Below are 18,602 nucleotides of genomic sequence, written 5' to 3'. Positions count from 1 at the left end.
TAGAAATAAGAGAGAATTTTAATAACATATGGTAAGGAGTTTTTACATGATTGGTACTCATGATGGGAATTTATTGGATTCAAGCGTGAAAGACTTGATGATATCTTCAGAACGGGTCGCCCACGTGCAAGTAGCCAACAATCTTGAACATGCGCTTTTAGTATTAACAAAAAGTGGTTATACGGCGATTCCGGTACTAGACCCAATGTATAAACTGCATGGATTAATTAGTACACCTGTGATTCTTGAATCAATATTGGGACTCGAACGGATTGAATTTGATAATCTTGAAAATAAAAAGGTTTCCGAAGTTATGATTCGAGATATTCCCCGACTTCATGTAGAGGATTCAGTGATGAAGGGGTTAGAGTTATTAATTGACCATCCGTTTGTATGTGTTGAAACAGACGAAGGGGTTTTTGAAGGTATTATAACAAGGAAAGTATTATTACAGCATGTATATGAAGAAGAGCTGGACTCTTAAGGGATAATGAAATTGGCCTCCGCAATGGAGGCTAGTTTTCTTTTTTAGGCTCAAATAAGATGGTGAATCCATTTTATCCCACACTTAAAGGTAGTAAGCCCCCCATCTCAAGATTAGGAGGAAACCAAGAAGATAGGTGGGGAGAAAACTGCTCTCATCTAGCTGCAGCTCCTAGCCCCTCGAAGTCATAAGCTGTCATGCTCTGTGGCAAACTGCGCCACGCCGCATTTCACCTTATGCTTGTCGGGGCTAAACAGTCGCCTCGCTTTTATGGTGGCTAACTATCAGTAGGGGATGAAGAATCCCAGCTGATGCAAGTTTCACTTTAGAGCAGAGTTTTTTCTACATATTATACAGTGTAAGTAAAGCTGTACCTGAAAGGGTGTTGGTATGATTCGAGATGAACATACACTACAGAAAAATCAGTCATTAAAGCGACCGTTAATTCTTGCGGCTATTATGTTAGCAATGTTTTTAAATGCTATTGAAGGAACGATTGTATCGACGGCTATGCCGGCCATTGTGAATGAATTAGGCGGATTTGCCCAATACAGTTGGGTTTTCTCGGGCTATTTATTAATGAATGCAGTTACGGTATTGATTTATGGGAAATTATCCGATTTATTTGGCCGGAAACCGATTTTTTTATTTGGTATGATTCTTTTTTTATTCGGTTCGATTTTATGTGGCTTCGCTAATACGATGACAGAGTTGATTATTTACAGGTTTATTCAAGGTTTTGGAGCTGGAGCTGTAGCGCCTGTTGCGACTACGATTGTCGGCGACATTTATGATAAGCGAGAGCGTGCACGGATTCAAGGGTACTTGTCTAGCGTATGGGGGATTTCTGCTGTAATGGGGCCGGCTCTCGGTGGTTTAATTGTTGAATCCCTCACCTGGCGTTTAATATTTTGGATGAATGTGCCGTTAGGTATTTTATCAATTATAGGGATTTGGTTTTTCCTTCATGAGAATATTGAAAAGAAAAAGCATAATATTGACTATAAAGGTGCTGTTTTACTTACACTTGGGATTTCTACATTTATGATTATTCTCGTTGAAGGCGGCGTAAGATGGACATGGATTTCATGGCCTATCCTTGTACTTATGATTACTGCTCTTAGTGCCTTTTTCTTTTTTGTACGAGAAGAGAAAAGAGCGCCTGAGCCCATGATGCCATTTAATATTTGGCAAGAGCGGGCGATTTTAATTGCTAATATTGTTTCTTTAACAACAGGTATTATGATGATTGGTTTGTCCAGCTTTCTTCCGACATTTGTTCAAGGAGTTATGGAGCGTTCACCGACAGTTGCTGGCTTTACATTAACAGCCATGTCGATTGGTTGGCCGATTGCGTCCGCATTTGCAGGACGGTTGATGCTGAGGATTGGCTTTAAGGAAACGTCGTTACTCGGCGGCGTATCCTTAATCGTCGGAAGTATTGTGCTCGTTTTTATGAAGCCGGAATCAGGGCCTTTTGTCGCTGCAATGGGATCCTTTTTTATCGGAGTCGGAATGGGCTTAACCTCTACCTCATTTATTGTATTGATTCAAAATAAAGTAAGTTGGGAACAGCGAGGGATTGCAACCGCCTCAAATATGTTTATGCGAAACGTTGGGAATACGGTCGGAGCTGCTTTGCTTGGCGGCGTTTTGAATAGCCGCTTTCAAGCTTATTTAACAGAGCATACGAAACCAGAAGAGAACGTGACTTTAGATACGGCTAATCAATTGCTGGATAGTGAGGCGCGGGCAAAGCTGCCAGAACACATTGTTGAGGTACTTCAGACTGGTTTGACACTTTCTTTACATACGGTCTATCTTATTGTCTTGCTGCTAAGTGTCATCAGCTTTCTCTTGTTGCTATTTGTACGAAAAAAGAAATAATAGGATGTACGGCCTTTTCTTGATTAGAAAAGGCTATTCATGTTTTTTTAGAGGTTAAGAAAGTATCGCATTTTCGACGTGTTTTGATGTCTAGCTTGAGACCAGTACTAGTCGCTTCGGAAGGCAAAGAACATATCTGCTGCTAGCCGTTTATCTTATACATGCGCTTTTTGCTTGTATTATAAAGCGACTTTGTTGATAATGAAACGTGGGATAAATTTAAATAAAACGATAAGAGAAAATTATCAAGGTGGATGTTTAATGTCATTTTCTGAATTTCATTTATTATCTGTGCTAGCTGAGGAAATGAATATGCGGAAAGCTGCAGAACGATTATTTGTGTCACAACCAGCGTTGTCACAGCGACTACAAACGATAGAGAAAGATTGGGGAACCAAATTATTTTTACGTTCACAAAAGGGACTGTCGCTAACACCTGCAGGCGAGGCTGTCGTTCGTTTTGCCAACGAGGTGCGGGAGAAGGAAGAAAAGGTTCGCGAAAGTATTCAAGCGATGGATCACGAGGTTTATGGAACGTTGAAAATTGCCTGTGCATCGATTGTCGGGCAAAATTGGTTACCTCAAGTGTTAAAGAAGTTTGTCCAAAAGTATCCGCATGCAAAAATTTCCCTCATAACTGGTTGGAGCAGTGAGATTTTAAAATCGCTCTATGAAGGGCAAGTTCATGTGGGCATTATACGTGGAGCTCCTGATTGGAAAGGGGTTAAACAGCATTTATTTACAGATATGCTGTATTTAGTGGACACGGAAATGAAAGAGCTAGATCAAGTGCTTGAGACGGATCGACCGTTTATTCAGTTTAAGAGCGATTCGAATTATTATCAAGAAATTCAAGATTGGTGGCATAGACAATTTCAAACAACACCTAAAAATACGATTGTCGTTGATCAAATTGAGACATGTAAACAAATGGTGTTTAATGGGATTGGCTATGCGATTTTACCTGCCATTACACTTCATGATAAAGATACGAATATTTTTAAGATACCTCTTTTTGATAGTCAGAATCATTCGATTGAGCGTGATACGTGGCTATGCGGCTATGAATCGGCGTTTCAGCTTAAACAAGTGCAAGCTTTTACAGAAGTAGTCAAAGAGCATATTCTCGAGCAAGGGATGATATAAGAAAGATTAAGAGGGTCAAAATCGCTTTATTCGTTCGTTTTCTGTCAAAGAAAGGGTTTTCTTGATGAATAAAATATGTAGGTTATGTTTTTCGAGAGATTCAGCTTGTTTTACGAGCGGTTGTCTGATAAATTAAAAACGAGTAAGGATACATAACTAGGGGGTTAAGCAAAATGGATGCACGCGAAATTATTTCATTTATTGCAAATAGCAAAAAATCAACACCTGTGAAGGTTTATGTTAAAGGTGATTTAGAAGGTGTAGATTTTGGAGCAGAATCTAAAACATTTATCACTGGAAACACAGGGGTTGTTTTCGGTGAGTGGGCGGATATTGAAGCGGCTCTTACTGCTGCTGGAAGCAAAATTGAAGATTATGTAATTGAAAACGATCGTCGCAACTCAGCGATTCCTTTATTAGATTTAAAAGGAATCAAAGCTCGTATTGAGCCAGGTGTTACAATTCGCGATCAAGTGGAAATTGGTGACAATGCGGTTATTATGATGGGGGCGACAATCAATATTGGTGCTGTAATCGGTGAAGGTACAATGATTGATATGAACGCTACACTTGGTGGACGTGCAACCGTTGGGAAAAACGCTCACATTGGTGCTGGAAGCGTATTAGCAGGTGTAATTGAGCCGCCTTCTGCAAAACCAGTTGTTGTAGAAGATGACGTTATGATTGGGGCAAACGTTGTTGTACTAGAAGGTGTAACGATTGGTAAAGGTTCTGTTGTTGGAGCTGGTGCTGTCGTAACGAAAGATATCCCACCTTACTCTGTAGCAACGGGCGTACCTGCACGAGTTATTAAAGAAATCGATGAAAAAACAAAATCAAAAACAGAGATTTTGCAAGAGCTTCGTCAACTTTAATTTTTACGTACAATAAACAGAGGAGAGCGTGGATATTTTTTATCCGCGCTTTTCTTAATAGAAAGGGAGTAGAATCATGTCGCAATTAAGTCCATTTGTTGCTATTCGTCGAGACTTGCATCAAATTCCGGAGATTGGTTTTCAAGAATTTAAAACACAAGCCTATTTATTAAACTATTTGAAAAGTATTCAAAATGATCGAATGGAAATTGAAACGTGGCGAACGGGCATTTTTGTGAGAATTGCTGGAACGAACCCGCGAAAAACGATAGGATACCGAGCGGACATCGATGGTTTACCGATTAAAGAACAAACTGAATTAGCGTTTGTTTCTCAGCATGAAGATTATATGCATGCGTGTGGACATGATTTTCATATGAGTATTGGGCTAGGTGTACTGACTCATTTTGCTAAGCATGCTATTGAAGATAATTTGTTATTTATTTTTCAACCTGCTGAAGAAGGACCTGGCGGGGCAGAACCTATGATGAAATCGGAGACGATGCAGAAATGGAAGCCGGATATGATTGTTGCGCTGCATGTGGCTCCTGAATATCCAGTCGGGACTATTGCTGTAAAAGAAGGATTATTATTTGCGAATACATCTGAATTGTTCATCGATCTGAAAGGTAAAGGCGGACATGCTGCATACCCTCATGAAACAAACGATATGGTGATTGCTGCTTGTCAATTAGTTGGACAATTACAATCTATTGTATCTCGTAATGTGAATCCGCTTGATTCAGCTGTTATTACGATTGGAAAGATTACGGGAGGAACCGTTCAAAATATTATTGCGGAAGAAGCTCGTTTAGAAGGGACTATTCGAACGTTGAACGCAGAGTCAATGAACAAGGTGAAAGCTCGAATTGGAGCGCTTGTAGAGGGAATAAAAGCAGGCTTTGAATGTGAAGCGGAAATTGATTATGGTTCAATGTATTATCAAGTGGATAATGAGGAACAATTAACACGAGAGTTTATGAAATTTACTGATGAAGCAGCAGATGTAGATTTCTATCATTGTAAAGAGGCCATGACGGGGGAAGACTTTGGCTATATGTTAAAAGAGATTCCTGGTTTTATGTTTTGGTTAGGAGTCCAATCAGAGTATGGACTGCATCATGCAAAGCTGAATCCAAATGAACGAGCGATTGATTTAGCGATTACCCATTTAGTGAATTACTTTACATTTAAAGGTAATTCGTAATAATTATGAAATTATAATTGTTAAAAAGTGAAGCATATTCGACAAAATAAGCTAAATTCTTGACCTTGCCATCATTTGGTTCTACAATAGACTATAGTGGTAAAAAATAACTGAGAATATTAATTCACATTCTCAATTGAATACATATTGGAGGGAATTTAAATGGCAGAACGTTTTGTAGGAAAACAAGCACCACGCTTCGAAATGGAAGCAGTATTACCAAACAAAGAATTCGGAAAAGTAAGTCTTGAAGAAAACATTAAAAATGACAAATGGACAGTTTTATTCTTCTATCCAATGGACTTCACTTTTGTATGTCCAACAGAAATTACAGCATTATCTGATCGTTATGATGAGTTTGAAGATCTTGATGCACAAGTAATCGGTGTATCAACAGATACAATTCATACTCACTTAGCTTGGATTAACACAGACCGTACAGACAATGGTCTTGGTGAGTTAAAGTACCCGCTTGCTGCTGATACAAATCATGTTGTATCTCGTGAGTATGGTGTATTAATTGAAGAAGAAGGGGTTGCTCTTCGCGGTCTATTCATCATCAACCCAGAAGGCGAACTTCAATATCAAGTAGTAAATCATAACAATATTGGTCGCGATGTTGATGAAACATTACGTGTACTACAAGCACTTCAAACTGGTGGTCTTTGCCCAGCGAACTGGAGACCTGGTCAAAAAACACTTTAAGTTTCATTTACTGACTATTAATAGTAAGACCTAACTTATAAGTTAGGTCTTTTTTTAAAGATAGGTGTATCAAGTTCGAGTAACAAAAACGATGAACATATACGCTTTAAACAATAATATGTATATGATGGAGGGGTTTACGATGAAATTACGTGATCAAATGCCAGAGTTAAATGGTGCGACAGAATGGTTAAATGGAGAAGTAACGAAAGCAGAATTGATTGGTGAAAAACCAACGTTAATTCATTTTTGGTCAATCAGTTGTCATCTTTGTAAGGAAGCTATGCCGCAAATTAATGAGTTTAGAGATAATTATAAAGATAAATTAAATGTAGTGGCTGTACATATGCCACGCTCTGAGAAGGATTTAAATTTAGATGAAATTAAACAAATTGCAGCAGAACATGATATTACTCAATCAATTTATGTAGACAGTGAATTGAAATTAAATGATGCTTTTGAGAATCAATATGTTCCAGCTTATTATGTATTTGATAAAGAAGGAAAGCTTCGTCATTTCCAAGCAGGTGGAAGCGGAATGAAAATGCTTGAGAAACGTGTAAACCGTGTTCTTGCTGAAAACGAACAAGCTGAATAAGCCCTTAGAAGTCCTTAGTCATGCTATAACAGTTCGTTTGCACCTTTTAAGATGTAACATGGTAACATATGAATAGATGCGACTAAGGGATGTTTGGAGGGGTGACAGTGAAAAAAGTGTTTGCGGTAATTGGTCTAGGTCGCTTTGGCGGCAGTATTGTTAGAACGCTTGCTCAAGAAGGCATGGAAGTTCTAGCAATCGATGCAGATGAGGATCGCGTAAATGAATTTGCTAAAATTGCTTCACATGCCATCGTCGGGGATACGACAGATGAAAATGTACTTAAAAGCATTGGCATTAGTAATTTTGATCATGTTATCGTGGCAATCGGTGAAAATATCCAAGCCAGTATATTAACGACGCTTATGTTAAAAGAATTAGGTGTAGAACATGTAACGGTGAAAGCGCAAAATGACTATCATGAAAAAGTCTTGCGTAAAATTGGGGCTGATACAGTTGTTCATCCAGAACGGGATATGGGGCGTAGAATCGCTCATAATATCGTTTCCAATAATATATTAGATTACTTGGAGCTCTCTGAGGATCATTCAATTGTCGAGATTGTCGCAAGTGAGAAAATGACTGGGAAGTCTATTTTTGATCTTGATATTCGAGCCCGTTATGGACTTAATATTGTGGCTATTAAAAGGGGGACTAACATTAATGTTTCTCCACAGGCTCACGATGCCATTAACGCAGGTGATATTCTCATTGTAGTCGGCGCAGATACGGATATTAGCCGTTTTGAAAGAAAAGTGTGTGGTGTCTAAAAGCATAAAAAAGCAAGCTTATAAGTCGATGCTTGCTTTTTTTATATGCTTTTTACGATATATATAACGTAATAACGATTAGAATAACAAAAAACCAAAGCCTTTAGCTAAAATGTGCTAGAGGCTTTGGTTTTTATTACACTTCCATAATGATTGGTAAAATCATTGGACGGCGTTTTGTTTTTTCATATAGGAATGGAGCTAGTGTATCAGTAATTTCATTTTTAATTTCTGACCATTGTGTTGTTTTACGCTCCATGACTTTGTTTAAGTGTTTAGAAATTAATGCTTGAGCATCGTTGATTAAGTCACCAGATTCTCTCATGTAAACAAATCCACGAGAAATAATATCTGGTCCTGCTGAGATTTTAAACTCTTTCATATTAATGCTGACAACGACAACAACCAATCCTTCCTCTGAAAGGATGCGACGATCACGTAGAACGATATTTCCAATGTCGCCAATTCCGTTTCCATCGATATAAACGGATCCGGAAGGGATTTTTCCAGCTACTTGCGCTGTGTTTTCGCTTAACGCAAGTACCTCGCCGTTATCCATGATAAAGCAGTTTTCTTCAGGTACACCACAATCGATAGCATGTTGAGCGTGCAATTTTTGCATACGATATTCTCCGTGAATCGGCATAAAGAACTTCGGTTTAATTAGACGAAGCATTAGCTTTTGTTCTTGCTGACCGCCATGACCAGATGTGTGAATATCACTTAATGGTCCAGAGATGACATCTGCACCAGCTCGATATAACTGATTGATTGTTCTAGATACGCTGACTGTGTTCCCTGGAATAGGAGATGAAGAAAAGACCACGGTATCCCCAGGGATAATTTGAATTTGACGATGCGTTCCGTTCGCAATACGAGAAAGAGCAGCCATCGGTTCGCCCTGGCTACCTGTACATAGAATTGTCACACGGTTAGCTGGCATTCTATTGATGCTTTGTGCATCCATAAAGGTATCTTTTGGTGCTGTAATATAGCCTAGTTCTTGTCCAATTGTAATAGCTGCTTCCATACTGCGTCCAAAGACAGCGATTTTGCGTCCGTTTGCCACTGCGGCTTCAACAACTTGTTGAAGACGATGAATATTTGAAGCAAACGTAGCAAAAATAATTCGCCCATCTACTTTACGGAACACATCATGAATCGTATCGCCAACGCGACGTTCTGACATCGTAAAGTTAGGTACTTCACTGTTTGTACTATCTGATAGTAAACAAAGCACGCCCTCTTTTCCAATTTCAGCCATCTTTGTTAAGTTAGCTGGCTCACCGACAGGAGTAAAGTCGAATTTAAAGTCTCCTGTATGGACGATTTGTCCAGGTGGTGTTTTGACAACGATTCCATATGAATCTGGAATACTGTGAGTTGTACGGAAGAAAGAAACCGATGTTTTTCGGAATTTAATAACTTCATCTTCTGTAATTTCGATTAATTTTGTCTGACGTAATAGACCGTGCTCTTCTAATTTATTACGAAGCAGTCCAAGTGCAAGTTTACCACCGTATACAGGAATGTTTACTTTTCGAAGAAGGTAAGGAATTCCGCCGATATGGTCTTCATGCCCGTGCGTAATAAATACTCCCTTAATTTTATCTACATTTTTTTCTAAGTAGCTGTAATCAGGAATGACATAATCGATACCGAGAAGTTCATCTTCCGGAAATTTAATTCCAGCATCGATAATGACAATTTCGTCCTGAAATTGAACAGCATAAGTATTTTTACCGATTTCGCCTAGACCGCCCAATGCGAAAACGGCTGTTTGATCGTTTTTGACAAATTTCATAAATTATCCTAGCTCCAATACTTTATAATCTTCGTGCTGTTTTTCATAATCTAAATAAGCTCCTTCAACAACTTCCACGTATTCTACGTTAAAGGGTTTTTGTTTTAACTTTTGACGAACGTCGCGAACAGATTTTCCTTCTACATAAAGAATTTGCGTGTTTTCTCTAATTGGAACCTCTGCTATATTTACTTGATAGTATACCTTAAAAATCATAATAATCTCTCCTCGTTTAATTACATTGCTTGTTTCATTATATATAAAAAAAACAAATTTTTCATGTTTTACAACATCATACCAATAGAAAGCTAATCGTACTGCGTGTTAAACATCATATTAGTCATATAAAACTTTATTTAAATAATGAGTGATATGATAGACTATTGTTAATTAAAGCTAATTAATCAATAAAACTGTACGTAAATAGTGTAACATATATGTATCGTTGGAAACGCTTATATATGTAATCCGTAAGAAAGTACACTTAAATAAAACTTTACAATAAGGAAGAAGTCCTTCGCAAGTTTTAGAAGGACCGTTTTTAAAAAATATCGCAAATAGGTAATGTACCAGTAGACTAAGTTGACACAAATTCATAGAGGTACTTTAGGCGATGGATTTTTTCTAAGAAGATCATTCCATTGTTTAAGCAGTTTTTTACGCAGCTTTTTTAACATGGTGATCACGCTCCCTTGATATTATTGTATAGCAATATTTAATAATGTAAATATTTCTTTGTAGTACTTGCCGTATTTTTCTAAAAAGCGGTAGCCGATATAGTAACCATTTGAAATATAAAAGTGGTTTATTCATCATTATCATATGTCATTTTGGTAATAAATTACGTTGATAAATATGGGAATTTGAATGAAGTGGAAAAGAAATGGCGGCTCGACCGATAAATAGGGAAATTTATTACATAGTGAAAACAAAGGATAGGAAGTGAAGGTAGAATGAAAATTGTATTCTTTGATATAGATGGTACGTTGCTTGATCATGATAAGAAATTACCCATCTCGACGAAAAAGGCGATTAAACAATTGCAGGATAATGGGGTTTTTGTGGCCATTGCAACAGGGCGTTCGCCATTTATGTTCGAGTCGTTGCGAGAAGAATTAAATATTGATACATTTGTAAGCTTTAATGGGCAATACGTGGTGTTTGAAAAAGAAGTGGTCTATCGAAATCCATTAAAGATTAGTGAGCTGAAAAAGCTGCATGAAACGGCAGAGAAATATAATCATACTCCGATTGTTTTTATGGATGAAGCAACAATGAAATCTAGTGTGGCCAATCATGAACGAGTGGAAAAAGCATTAGGAAGTCTACGATTCCCGTATCCTGATGTAGAAGTGGATTTCTATGAACAGAATGATATATATCAAGCGTTGTTATTTTGTACAGAAGAGGAAGAGGAGCGATTTAGTGATCACTGTGACTCCTTCCGTTTTATTCGTTGGCATCAATATTCTACAGATGTTCTGCCGAGTGATAGTTCAAAGGCAGAAGGAATTAAAATTCTTATGGAACATGTTGGGTTTCAGTTAGAAGATGTTTATGCATTTGGGGATGGACTAAATGATATTGAGATGTTAGAAGCCGTTGGTCATGGTATAGCGATGGGGAATGCTGCTTTAACTGTAAAGGAACATGCGGATTATGTAACAAAAGATGTGGGAGAAGAAGGAATTTATTATGGGTTAAAGAAACTGCAGCTTATTTGAATATTTTATACATAATATTGTGTGTAACACACATGAGCCAAAAATCAACAGTGTCATGTAAAAAGAGCCTCCCTTGCATAGCGCAAGGGAGGCTTCTCGGAGTTTTCGTAGTCTAATAACCAATCAAGTTCTTGAAGTTGAAGTTTCATTCTACCTTTCGATGGCAATCGAGTTGGGTGGAATACTAAAAGGGTCTTCTTTATTAATATGATCATAAAACATAATTCCGTTTAGATGGTCGATTTCATGTTGAAAGCAAATAGCGGCAAGTCCTTTTAGTCTAAGTTTGACTTCTTCGCCTTCAAGTGTCGTTCCAGTTACGGTAATTCTAGCATGCCGAGGAACATAACCAGGTACAACGCGATCCACAGAGAGGCAGCCTTCACCAGCTGTTAAATAAGCCTTTTCCACAGAATGACTAATAATTTTTGGGTTGAAGAGGGCGTAACTATATAATTTACCCTCGCCATCTGTTAAATGGACGGCAATCATTCGTTTTGATACATTAATTTGTGGAGCGGCGAGTCCGATTCCGGGACGTAAATTGTATTGTTGAACTAGTTCTGGATTTTGACTATTTTGTACATATTCCATTAGGCTGGCTAAAATTTGTTGATCTTCTTCTGACGCAGGAAGAGGAACTGCCTCAGCTACTTTTCTTAAGGTAGGTTCTCCTTCTTTAATAATATCTTTTGTTGTTAACATGTTTTGCACCCCAATTTTTTTATGTATGTTATCATTTTAACAAAATGAACAAGAAATTGTTAAATAGATACACGGAATAGGATAAAAAATGAAGCGGGGAGCAAGAACTCCCCAATTTCACCATATAGTCATATTAAAAACATAGACAAGCGCCAACGATAATAAGCAAAATGAATAGGACGACGATTAACGCAAATCCTCCTACTGCACCGCAGCCGCCACCATAACCGTAGGAAGGAGCAACGGGATAACAACAAGCTTGATTGTAGCCTCCGTAGAACATATGTGATACCTCCATATATAATATTTTGAAACATGATCATTTTGGTTTCCCAAACGATTACTATAGCCTATGCATAACGCAGCAAATCGTGTAGGCGGGGGCCCTGTTCATAAATAAATTCATCAATAAAATTATGAAGGGGAGGTAAATGATGGATGAATAAACATTTGAGTATACTAGCTATTGTATTATGCTCAACCATTGTGTTATCAGGGTGTTGGGCCAGTGTCTCTCCAGAGGAAAAAGTGTATCGAATACTAGAAGATTCAGTAAAGAAAGAACATGAATTTGAAGAACAGCACGAACGAATTACACAGCTAGAAAAGGAAGAAAAGAAAATATATCAAGACATTATTGAATTAGGTTGGCGGCAATCAGATTCTGTTAGAACTTTAGCAGAAGAGGCGTTGGACAATATTGAGGAAAGAGAAAAATTTCTTGCCGGGGAACATAAAAAAATTCAAGCTTCTCAAAAAACATCCATGAAAATGGAAAATCAAATTGATAAAATCGAACGAGAAGAAATAAAGAAACAAGTCATAACCCTTCATAAAACGATGAACAAACGTTACGAAACGTATGAGAAGTTATATGAAGCATATAGGCAAAGTTTAGTTTATGATCGAGAATTATATGAAATGTTTACAAATGAAACCTTGAAAATGGATCAGCTGCAAGAACAAATTGAAAAAATAAATAAAAGTTATGAAAAAGTACTGCGTTATTCTGAACAATTTAATGAATTAACGGAAACATTTATGCAACAAAAAGCAGATTTTTATCGAAAAAATGAACTGGGAAATGATAGGGAATGAAAAACTGGCTGATTGGCCAGTTTTTTTGTTTGAAGAGGAACTGTACTATAAAAAATGGAAATGTAAGCGTTTAAATATTTTTGCGAAATAGTAATGATGATATGGAAAATATCTTTATGTATAGCATAATTCGCGGTGATGTATCGATTCGCTAAAGGGAAACGTTATTTTAAATCAATAAGAGAGGGGGAAAGGGGGAATAGTTGTGTAATACAGGTTGTTTTTTATACTATAACAGATTCTTGTTGAATTAGTACTGTAAATAAATGAGTAATCATAAAAAATAAAGGATTTAACGCTATTAAAGGGATTGACTTTAGGGTGATTCATCTTGTAAACTGTGGGTACGAAAACAAATTGTATTACTTTTTCAGATAGTTTTATTGATACAGAAATAAAATGTGCAATGAAAATTATGTGATTAGGTTTGCAAAAGAAAGCTTAAGGGAAACATAATTTGTTAGAGATGCGTTACAGTTTAAGATTTATACAATAATAATGAATAACCTTTTAATGAAAGGATGATACAGAATGGCTTCAAAAACGAAACAATTTCAATTGGATGTAGAGGAACAGTTTCGAGCGGTAGCAGGGCAGTTCCAGACTTTTCAAATATTGAATGAGGAAGGCGAAGTAGTAAATGAGGCAGCTATGCCGGATTTACGAGATGAAGAGTTGCAAGAATTAATGAGACGTATGGTATATACAAGAATTTTAGATCAACGTTCCATTTCTTTAAACCGTCAAGGCAGACTAGGTTTTTACGCTCCTACTGCTGGACAAGAGGCGTCGCAAATTGCTTCGCACTTTGCTTTAGAAAAAGAAGATTTTATTTTACCAGGATATCGTGATGTCCCACAAATTGTTTGGCACGGATTGCCGCTTTCACAAGCTTTCTTATTTTCTCGCGGACATTTCAAAGGAAATCAAATTCCGGAAGGCGTGAATGTAATTTCTCCACAAATTATTATTGGAGCTCAATATGTTCAAGCAGCTGGAGTAGCGCTCGGCATGAAGAAGCGTGGTGAAAAATCAGTAGCCATCACATATACCGGAGATGGTGGAACGTCTCAAGGTGATTTCTATGAAGGAATCAACTTTGCGGGTGCGTTTAAAGCCCCAGCTATTTTCGTCGTTCAAAATAACCGCTTTGCGATTTCTACTCCTGTAGAGGCACAAACGGCTGCAGAAACTTTAGCGCAAAAAGCGGTAGCGGCAGGAATTCCTGGTATTCAAGTTGATGGAATGGATGCGTTAGCCGTTTATGTCGCAACGAAGGAAGCTCGTGAACGCGCTGTTAATGGAGAAGGCCCAACCTTAATTGAAACGTTAACATATCGTTATGGACCACATACGATGGCTGGTGATGACCCAACACGTTACCGTACAGAAGAATTGGATAATGAGTGGGAATTGAAAGATCCACTTGTTCGCTTCCGTAAGTTTTTAGAAAATAAAGGTTTGTGGAATGAAGAATTAGAAAATGAAACGATTGAACAAGCGAAAGAAGATATTAAAGAAGCTATTAAAGTAGCGGACGCAGAGCCGAAGCAAAAAGTAACAGATTTAATTTCAATTATGCATGATGAGATGCCATTTAACTTAAAAGAGCAATTTGAAATTTATAAAGAAAAGGAGTCGAAGTAAGCCATGGCTCAAATGACGATGATTCAAGCGATTACAGATGCATTACGTACAGAGTTACGTAATGATGAAAATGTATTGGTTTTTGGAGAGGATGTTGGAGTAAACGGTGGAGTTTTCCGTGCAACGGAAAATCTGCAAAAAGAATTTGGTGAAGAGCGTGTCTTTGATACACCACTTGCTGAATCTGGAATTGGTGGTTTAGCGGTAGGGTTATCTCTACAAGGTTTCCGTCCAGTTCCTGAAATTCAATTCTTTGGGTTTGTTTATGAAGTCATCGATTCAATTAGTGGTCAATTGGCACGGATGCGCTATCGTTCAGGCGGGCGCTATAACGCACCGGTAACGATTCGTTCACCATTTGGCGGCGGTGTGCATACACCGGAATTACATGCGGATAGTTTAGAGGGACTAATGGCGCAACAACCGGGATTAAAAGTCGTCATTCCTTCTACACCTTATGATGCAAAAGGGTTATTAATTTCAGCTATTCGTGATAATGATCCAGTTATTTTCCTTGAACATATGAAATTATATCGTTCGTTCCGCCAAGAAGTACCGGAAGAAGAGTATAGCATTCCTCTAGGAAAAGCGGACGTAAAACGTGAAGGTACTGATCTTTCCATTATTACGTATGGAGCGATGGTTCAGGAATCTATTAAAGCGGCCGAAGAATTAGCGAAAGAAGGTCATTCTGTTGAAGTGGTTGATTTACGTACCATTTCTCCATTAGATATTGAAACGATTATTGCTTCTGTTGAAAAAACAGGACGAGCAATTGTTGTTCAAGAAGCACAAAAACAAGCGGGAATCGCGGCTAATGTTGTATCAGAAATTACAGAACGTGCCATTTTAAGTTTAGATGCTCCTGTGTTACGTGTTGCTGCACCAGATACAGTATATCCGTTCTCACAAGCTGAACAAGTATGGTTACCGAATTATAAAGATATTATTGAAACGGCAACAAAAGTATTGAAATTTTAATCCTACTTTTTGAAGAAACGGTAAAGTGATTGTCAGATACTTTGACAAGGATAATCAGAAATTCGTGACAAATGACTTTATTCGTAGCACTAAGTATGATTTAATATAGGAGGTTGAATTCAGTGGCATTTCAATTTAGACTCCCTGATATCGGAGAAGGTATACATGAAGGTGAAATAGTAAAGTGGTTTGTAAAGCCAGGAGACAAAGTCCAGGAAGACGACGTCCTTTGTGAAGTTCAAAATGATAAAGCTGTCGTAGAAATTCCATCACCTGTTGAAGGAACGGTGGAAGACATTCTTGTAGAAGAAGGAACGGTTGCCGTTGTTGGTGATGTTCTTGTTACATTTGACGCTCCTGGGTATGAACATCTTAAGTTCAAAGGGGATCATGAGGAGGAAAAAACAGAAGACGTTAGTAAGACGGAAGCTGAAACTCAGACAACAACTGAGGTTGCTCAAGAGTCATCTCCTGCTCCAGCAGCGGATGTTGATTCAAGTCGTCGTATTATTGCGATGCCTTCTGTGAGAAAGTATGCACGAGAACAAGGGGTAAATATTCGCTTAGTTACAGGTTCGGGAGATAATGGGCGCATTATGAAGGAAGATATTATGGCTTACATAAATGGTCAAACAGCTCCACAAGAAGAAACTGGACAAGCTGAAGCTTCGCAACAACAAGAAACGGAAACAACAGTTGCTGAAACAGTTGTGATTCCTGAAGGGCAATATCCAGAAACGCGTGAGAAAGTAAGCCCAATGAGAAAAGCGATTGCCAAAGCAATGGTGAAATCTAAACAAACGGCTCCGCACGTTACGTTAATGGATGAAGTCGATGTTACGCAACTTGTTGCTCATCGTAAAAAGTTCAAAGAGATTGCTGCTGCTAAAGGAATTAAGTTAACTTTCTTGCCTTATGTTGTTAAAGCGTTAACAAGTGCATTACGTGAGTATCCTATACTTAATACATCCTTTGATGATGAGACGAGTGAAATTATCCATAAGCACTATTTCAATATTGGAATTGCTGCCGATACAGATAAAGGTTTACTCGTTCCCGTTGTAAAAGATGCAGATCGCAAATCGCCTTTTGCTATTTCAAAAGAGATTAATGAGTTAGCTGATAAAGCTCGTGAAGGTAAATTGACTCCTGGAGAAATGAAAGGGGCTTCCTGTACGATTACGAATATTGGTTCTGCAGGAGGTCAATGGTTTACTCCGATCATTAACCATCCAGAAGTTGCTATTCTCGGGATTGGGCGTATAGCTGAAAAAGCCATTGTTCGTGATGGAGAAATTATTGCAGCTCCAGTCTTGGCACTGTCTTTAAGCTTTGATCACCGTATCATTGATGGTGCGACAGGTCAAAATGCCTTAAATCATATTAAAAAGTTACTGAATGACCCAGAATTATTGTTAATGGAGGCGTAATCATCATGGTAGTAGGAGATTTTCCAATTGAAACAGATACTTTAGTCATCGGATCTGGCCCAGGAGGGTATGTAGCAGCAATTCGTGCAGCACAGCTTGGTCAAAAAGTAACAGTTGTTGAAAAAGGTGCAATTGGTGGGGTTTGCTTAAACGTAGGATGTATCCCATCTAAAGCGTTAATTGAAGCAGGACATCGTTTTCATAATGCGCAGCATTCAGAAAACATCGGTATTACTGCAGAAAACGTAAAAATCGATTTTTCAAAAGTACAAGCGTGGAAAGAATCGGTTGTTAATAAATTAACAGGCGGCGTAAGCGGTCTATTAAAAGGAAATAACATTGAAGTGGTTGCTGGTGAAGCATATTTTGTAGATGCTAACAATGTACGTGTGATGACTGAAAACTCAGCTCAAACTTATACATTTAAACATGCGATTATCGCAACTGGATCTACACCGGTTGAAATTCCAGCTTTCAAATATTCTAAACGTGTTATTAACTCTACAGGAGCTCTTGCTCTTGAAGAAGTTCCATCTTCTATGGTTGTAATCGGTGGAGGAGTTATCGGGGTTGAACTTGGTAGCGCTTATGCGAACATGGGTACGAAATTAACAATTCTTGAAGGAACAGATGATATCTTCTCAGGTGCTTACGAAAAACAAATGACAACTCTAGTGAAGAAAAACCTAAAAAGCAAAGGTGTAGAAGTTGTTACAAAAGCACTTGCGAAAGGTGTAGAAGAAACAGAAAACGGCGTTATTGTAACGTATGAAGTAAAAGGTGAAGAGAAGAAAATCGAAGCTGATTACTTACTTGTTACAGTTGGTCGTCGTCCAAATACTTCTGATATCGGTCTTGAGCAAGTTGGGGTTAACCTAACTGATAGAGGCTTAATTGAAACAGATCAACAAGGTCGCACAAATGTACCAAACATCTTTGCTATTGGTGACGTTGTTTCTGGTCCACAATTAGCACACAAAGCATCTTACGAAGGTAAAATTGCAGCTGAAGCAATTGCTGGACACCCTTCTGAAATCGACTATTTAGGAATCCCAGCTGTTGTATTCTCTGAGCCAGAATTAGCGACTGTAGGATTTACTGAAGCACAAGCGAAGGAAGCAGGAATTGAAGCAATCGGTTCTAAATTCCCATACGGTGCAAACGGCCGTGCGCTTTCTTTAAATGCGACAGACGGTTTTGTGAAACTTGTGACTCGTAAAGAAGATGGATTAGTAATCGGTGCGCAAATCGCTGGTGCAAATGCATCTGATATCATTGCTGAACTAGGACTTGCTATTGAAGCAGGTATGACAGCTGAAGATATTGCGATGACTATTCATGCACATCCATCATTAGGAGAAATTACAATGGAAGCTGCTGAAGTAGCTCTAGGTACTCCTATCCATATTATTAAATAATAACGTGATGTTTTTAGCACACTGCTTTTTAGCAGTGTGCTTTTTGTGCTATCCGGCACTTAACGGGAAGTAACACTCCTACCTCAAGCCTATGAAGAAACAAAGAGATAGGTGGGGGACAAC

General features: G+C 38.2%; 18 protein-coding genes. 14 read left to right on the top strand and 4 right to left on the bottom strand.

Going from position 1 to position 18,602, the window contains the following annotated elements:
- The first annotated feature begins 46 nt into the window (after window positions 1-46).
- From cbpB to V7068_RS02925, 8 genes are all read left to right on the top strand, one after another.
- Entirely contained in the window at window positions 47-484 is a 438-nt protein-coding gene (gene cbpB, locus V7068_RS02960) for a cyclic-di-AMP-binding protein CbpB (RefSeq protein WP_119116136.1), read from the top strand.
- Window positions 485-874: 390 nt separating this feature from the next.
- A complete protein-coding gene (locus V7068_RS02955) occupies window positions 875-2,371 on the top strand; it encodes an MDR family MFS transporter (protein ID WP_499710937.1) in 1,497 nt (498 codons plus the stop codon).
- 261 nt (window positions 2,372-2,632) lie between these two features.
- On the top strand, window positions 2,633-3,517 hold the full coding sequence (ccpC, locus tag V7068_RS02950) for a transcriptional regulator CcpC (protein WP_252289794.1): 885 nt from the start codon (window positions 2,633-2,635) through the stop codon (window positions 3,515-3,517).
- Window positions 3,518-3,690: 173 nt separating this feature from the next.
- Complete coding sequence (dapD, locus tag V7068_RS02945) at window positions 3,691-4,392, top strand: 2,3,4,5-tetrahydropyridine-2,6-dicarboxylate N-acetyltransferase (RefSeq protein WP_499710936.1); 702 nt, start codon at window positions 3,691-3,693, stop codon at window positions 4,390-4,392.
- A 76-nt stretch (window positions 4,393-4,468) separates the two neighbouring features.
- Window positions 4,469-5,599, top strand: coding sequence for an N-acetyldiaminopimelate deacetylase (locus V7068_RS02940; protein ID WP_499710935.1), 1,131 nt, complete (start codon window positions 4,469-4,471; stop codon window positions 5,597-5,599).
- Window positions 5,600-5,761: 162 nt separating this feature from the next.
- Complete coding sequence (locus tag V7068_RS02935) at window positions 5,762-6,304, top strand: peroxiredoxin (RefSeq protein ID WP_127759643.1); 543 nt, start codon at window positions 5,762-5,764, stop codon at window positions 6,302-6,304.
- 142 nt (window positions 6,305-6,446) lie between these two features.
- Window positions 6,447-6,902: a TlpA family protein disulfide reductase gene (locus V7068_RS02930; RefSeq protein WP_127759644.1), complete on the top strand. Its 456-nt coding sequence runs from the start codon at window positions 6,447-6,449 to the stop codon at window positions 6,900-6,902.
- A gap of 107 nt (window positions 6,903-7,009) precedes the next feature.
- Window positions 7,010-7,672, top strand: coding sequence for a potassium channel family protein (locus V7068_RS02925; protein WP_252289799.1), 663 nt, complete (start codon window positions 7,010-7,012; stop codon window positions 7,670-7,672).
- A gap of 136 nt (window positions 7,673-7,808) precedes the next feature.
- Here the strand turns inward: V7068_RS02925 and rnjA are convergent, their stop codons facing one another.
- Window positions 7,809-9,476: a ribonuclease J1 gene (rnjA, locus tag V7068_RS02920; protein ID WP_119116144.1), complete on the bottom strand. Its 1,668-nt coding sequence runs from the start codon at window positions 9,474-9,476 to the stop codon at window positions 7,809-7,811.
- A gap of 3 nt (window positions 9,477-9,479) precedes the next feature.
- Entirely contained in the window at window positions 9,480-9,692 is a 213-nt protein-coding gene (locus V7068_RS02915; protein WP_252294030.1) for a DNA-dependent RNA polymerase subunit epsilon, read from the bottom strand.
- Window positions 9,693-10,429: 737 nt separating this feature from the next.
- Here V7068_RS02915 and V7068_RS02910 point away from each other — a divergent pair.
- Window positions 10,430-11,200 carry a Cof-type HAD-IIB family hydrolase gene (locus V7068_RS02910; RefSeq protein WP_499710934.1) on the top strand — a complete coding sequence of 257 codons (771 nt, stop codon included), beginning with the start codon at window positions 10,430-10,432 and terminating at the stop codon, window positions 11,198-11,200.
- 150 nt (window positions 11,201-11,350) lie between these two features.
- On the opposite strand, the gene def is transcribed toward V7068_RS02910, so the two are convergent.
- The gene (def, locus tag V7068_RS02905; RefSeq protein ID WP_499710932.1) at window positions 11,351-11,905 is read right to left on the bottom strand and encodes a peptide deformylase; all 555 of its coding nucleotides are present in this window, start codon (window positions 11,903-11,905) and stop codon (window positions 11,351-11,353) included.
- 133 nt (window positions 11,906-12,038) lie between these two features.
- Window positions 12,039-12,188 carry a YjcZ family sporulation protein gene (locus V7068_RS02900; protein ID WP_252294041.1) on the bottom strand — a complete coding sequence of 50 codons (150 nt, stop codon included), beginning with the start codon at window positions 12,186-12,188 and terminating at the stop codon, window positions 12,039-12,041.
- A 155-nt stretch (window positions 12,189-12,343) separates the two neighbouring features.
- On the opposite strand from V7068_RS02900, the gene V7068_RS02895 reads away from it, so the two are divergent.
- From V7068_RS02895 to lpdA, 5 genes are all read left to right on the top strand, one after another.
- A complete protein-coding gene (locus V7068_RS02895; protein WP_499710931.1) occupies window positions 12,344-13,003 on the top strand; it encodes a YkyA family protein in 660 nt (219 codons plus the stop codon).
- A gap of 531 nt (window positions 13,004-13,534) precedes the next feature.
- Entirely contained in the window at window positions 13,535-14,650 is a 1,116-nt protein-coding gene (gene pdhA, locus V7068_RS02890) for a pyruvate dehydrogenase (acetyl-transferring) E1 component subunit alpha (RefSeq protein WP_499710929.1), read from the top strand.
- Window positions 14,651-14,653: 3 nt separating this feature from the next.
- Window positions 14,654-15,631 (top strand): alpha-ketoacid dehydrogenase subunit beta, encoded by a 978-nt coding sequence (locus V7068_RS02885; protein WP_119116151.1) that lies wholly within the window; start codon window positions 14,654-14,656, stop codon window positions 15,629-15,631.
- A 122-nt stretch (window positions 15,632-15,753) separates the two neighbouring features.
- Window positions 15,754-17,061, top strand: a complete 1,308-nt coding sequence (locus V7068_RS02880; RefSeq protein ID WP_499710927.1) for a dihydrolipoamide acetyltransferase family protein — start codon at window positions 15,754-15,756, stop codon at window positions 17,059-17,061.
- Between the two features lie 5 nt (window positions 17,062-17,066).
- Complete coding sequence (lpdA, locus tag V7068_RS02875; protein WP_375348294.1) at window positions 17,067-18,479, top strand: dihydrolipoyl dehydrogenase; 1,413 nt, start codon at window positions 17,067-17,069, stop codon at window positions 18,477-18,479.
- The last annotated feature ends 123 nt before the right edge of the window (window positions 18,480-18,602 follow it).

It is taken from the genome of Bacillus sp. JJ634 (genome assembly GCF_036962285.1).
Taxonomy (GTDB): Bacteria; Bacillota; Bacilli; order Bacillales; family DSM-1321; genus Peribacillus; species Peribacillus asahii_A.
This window is presented reverse-complemented; position numbering and strand designations above follow the sequence as displayed.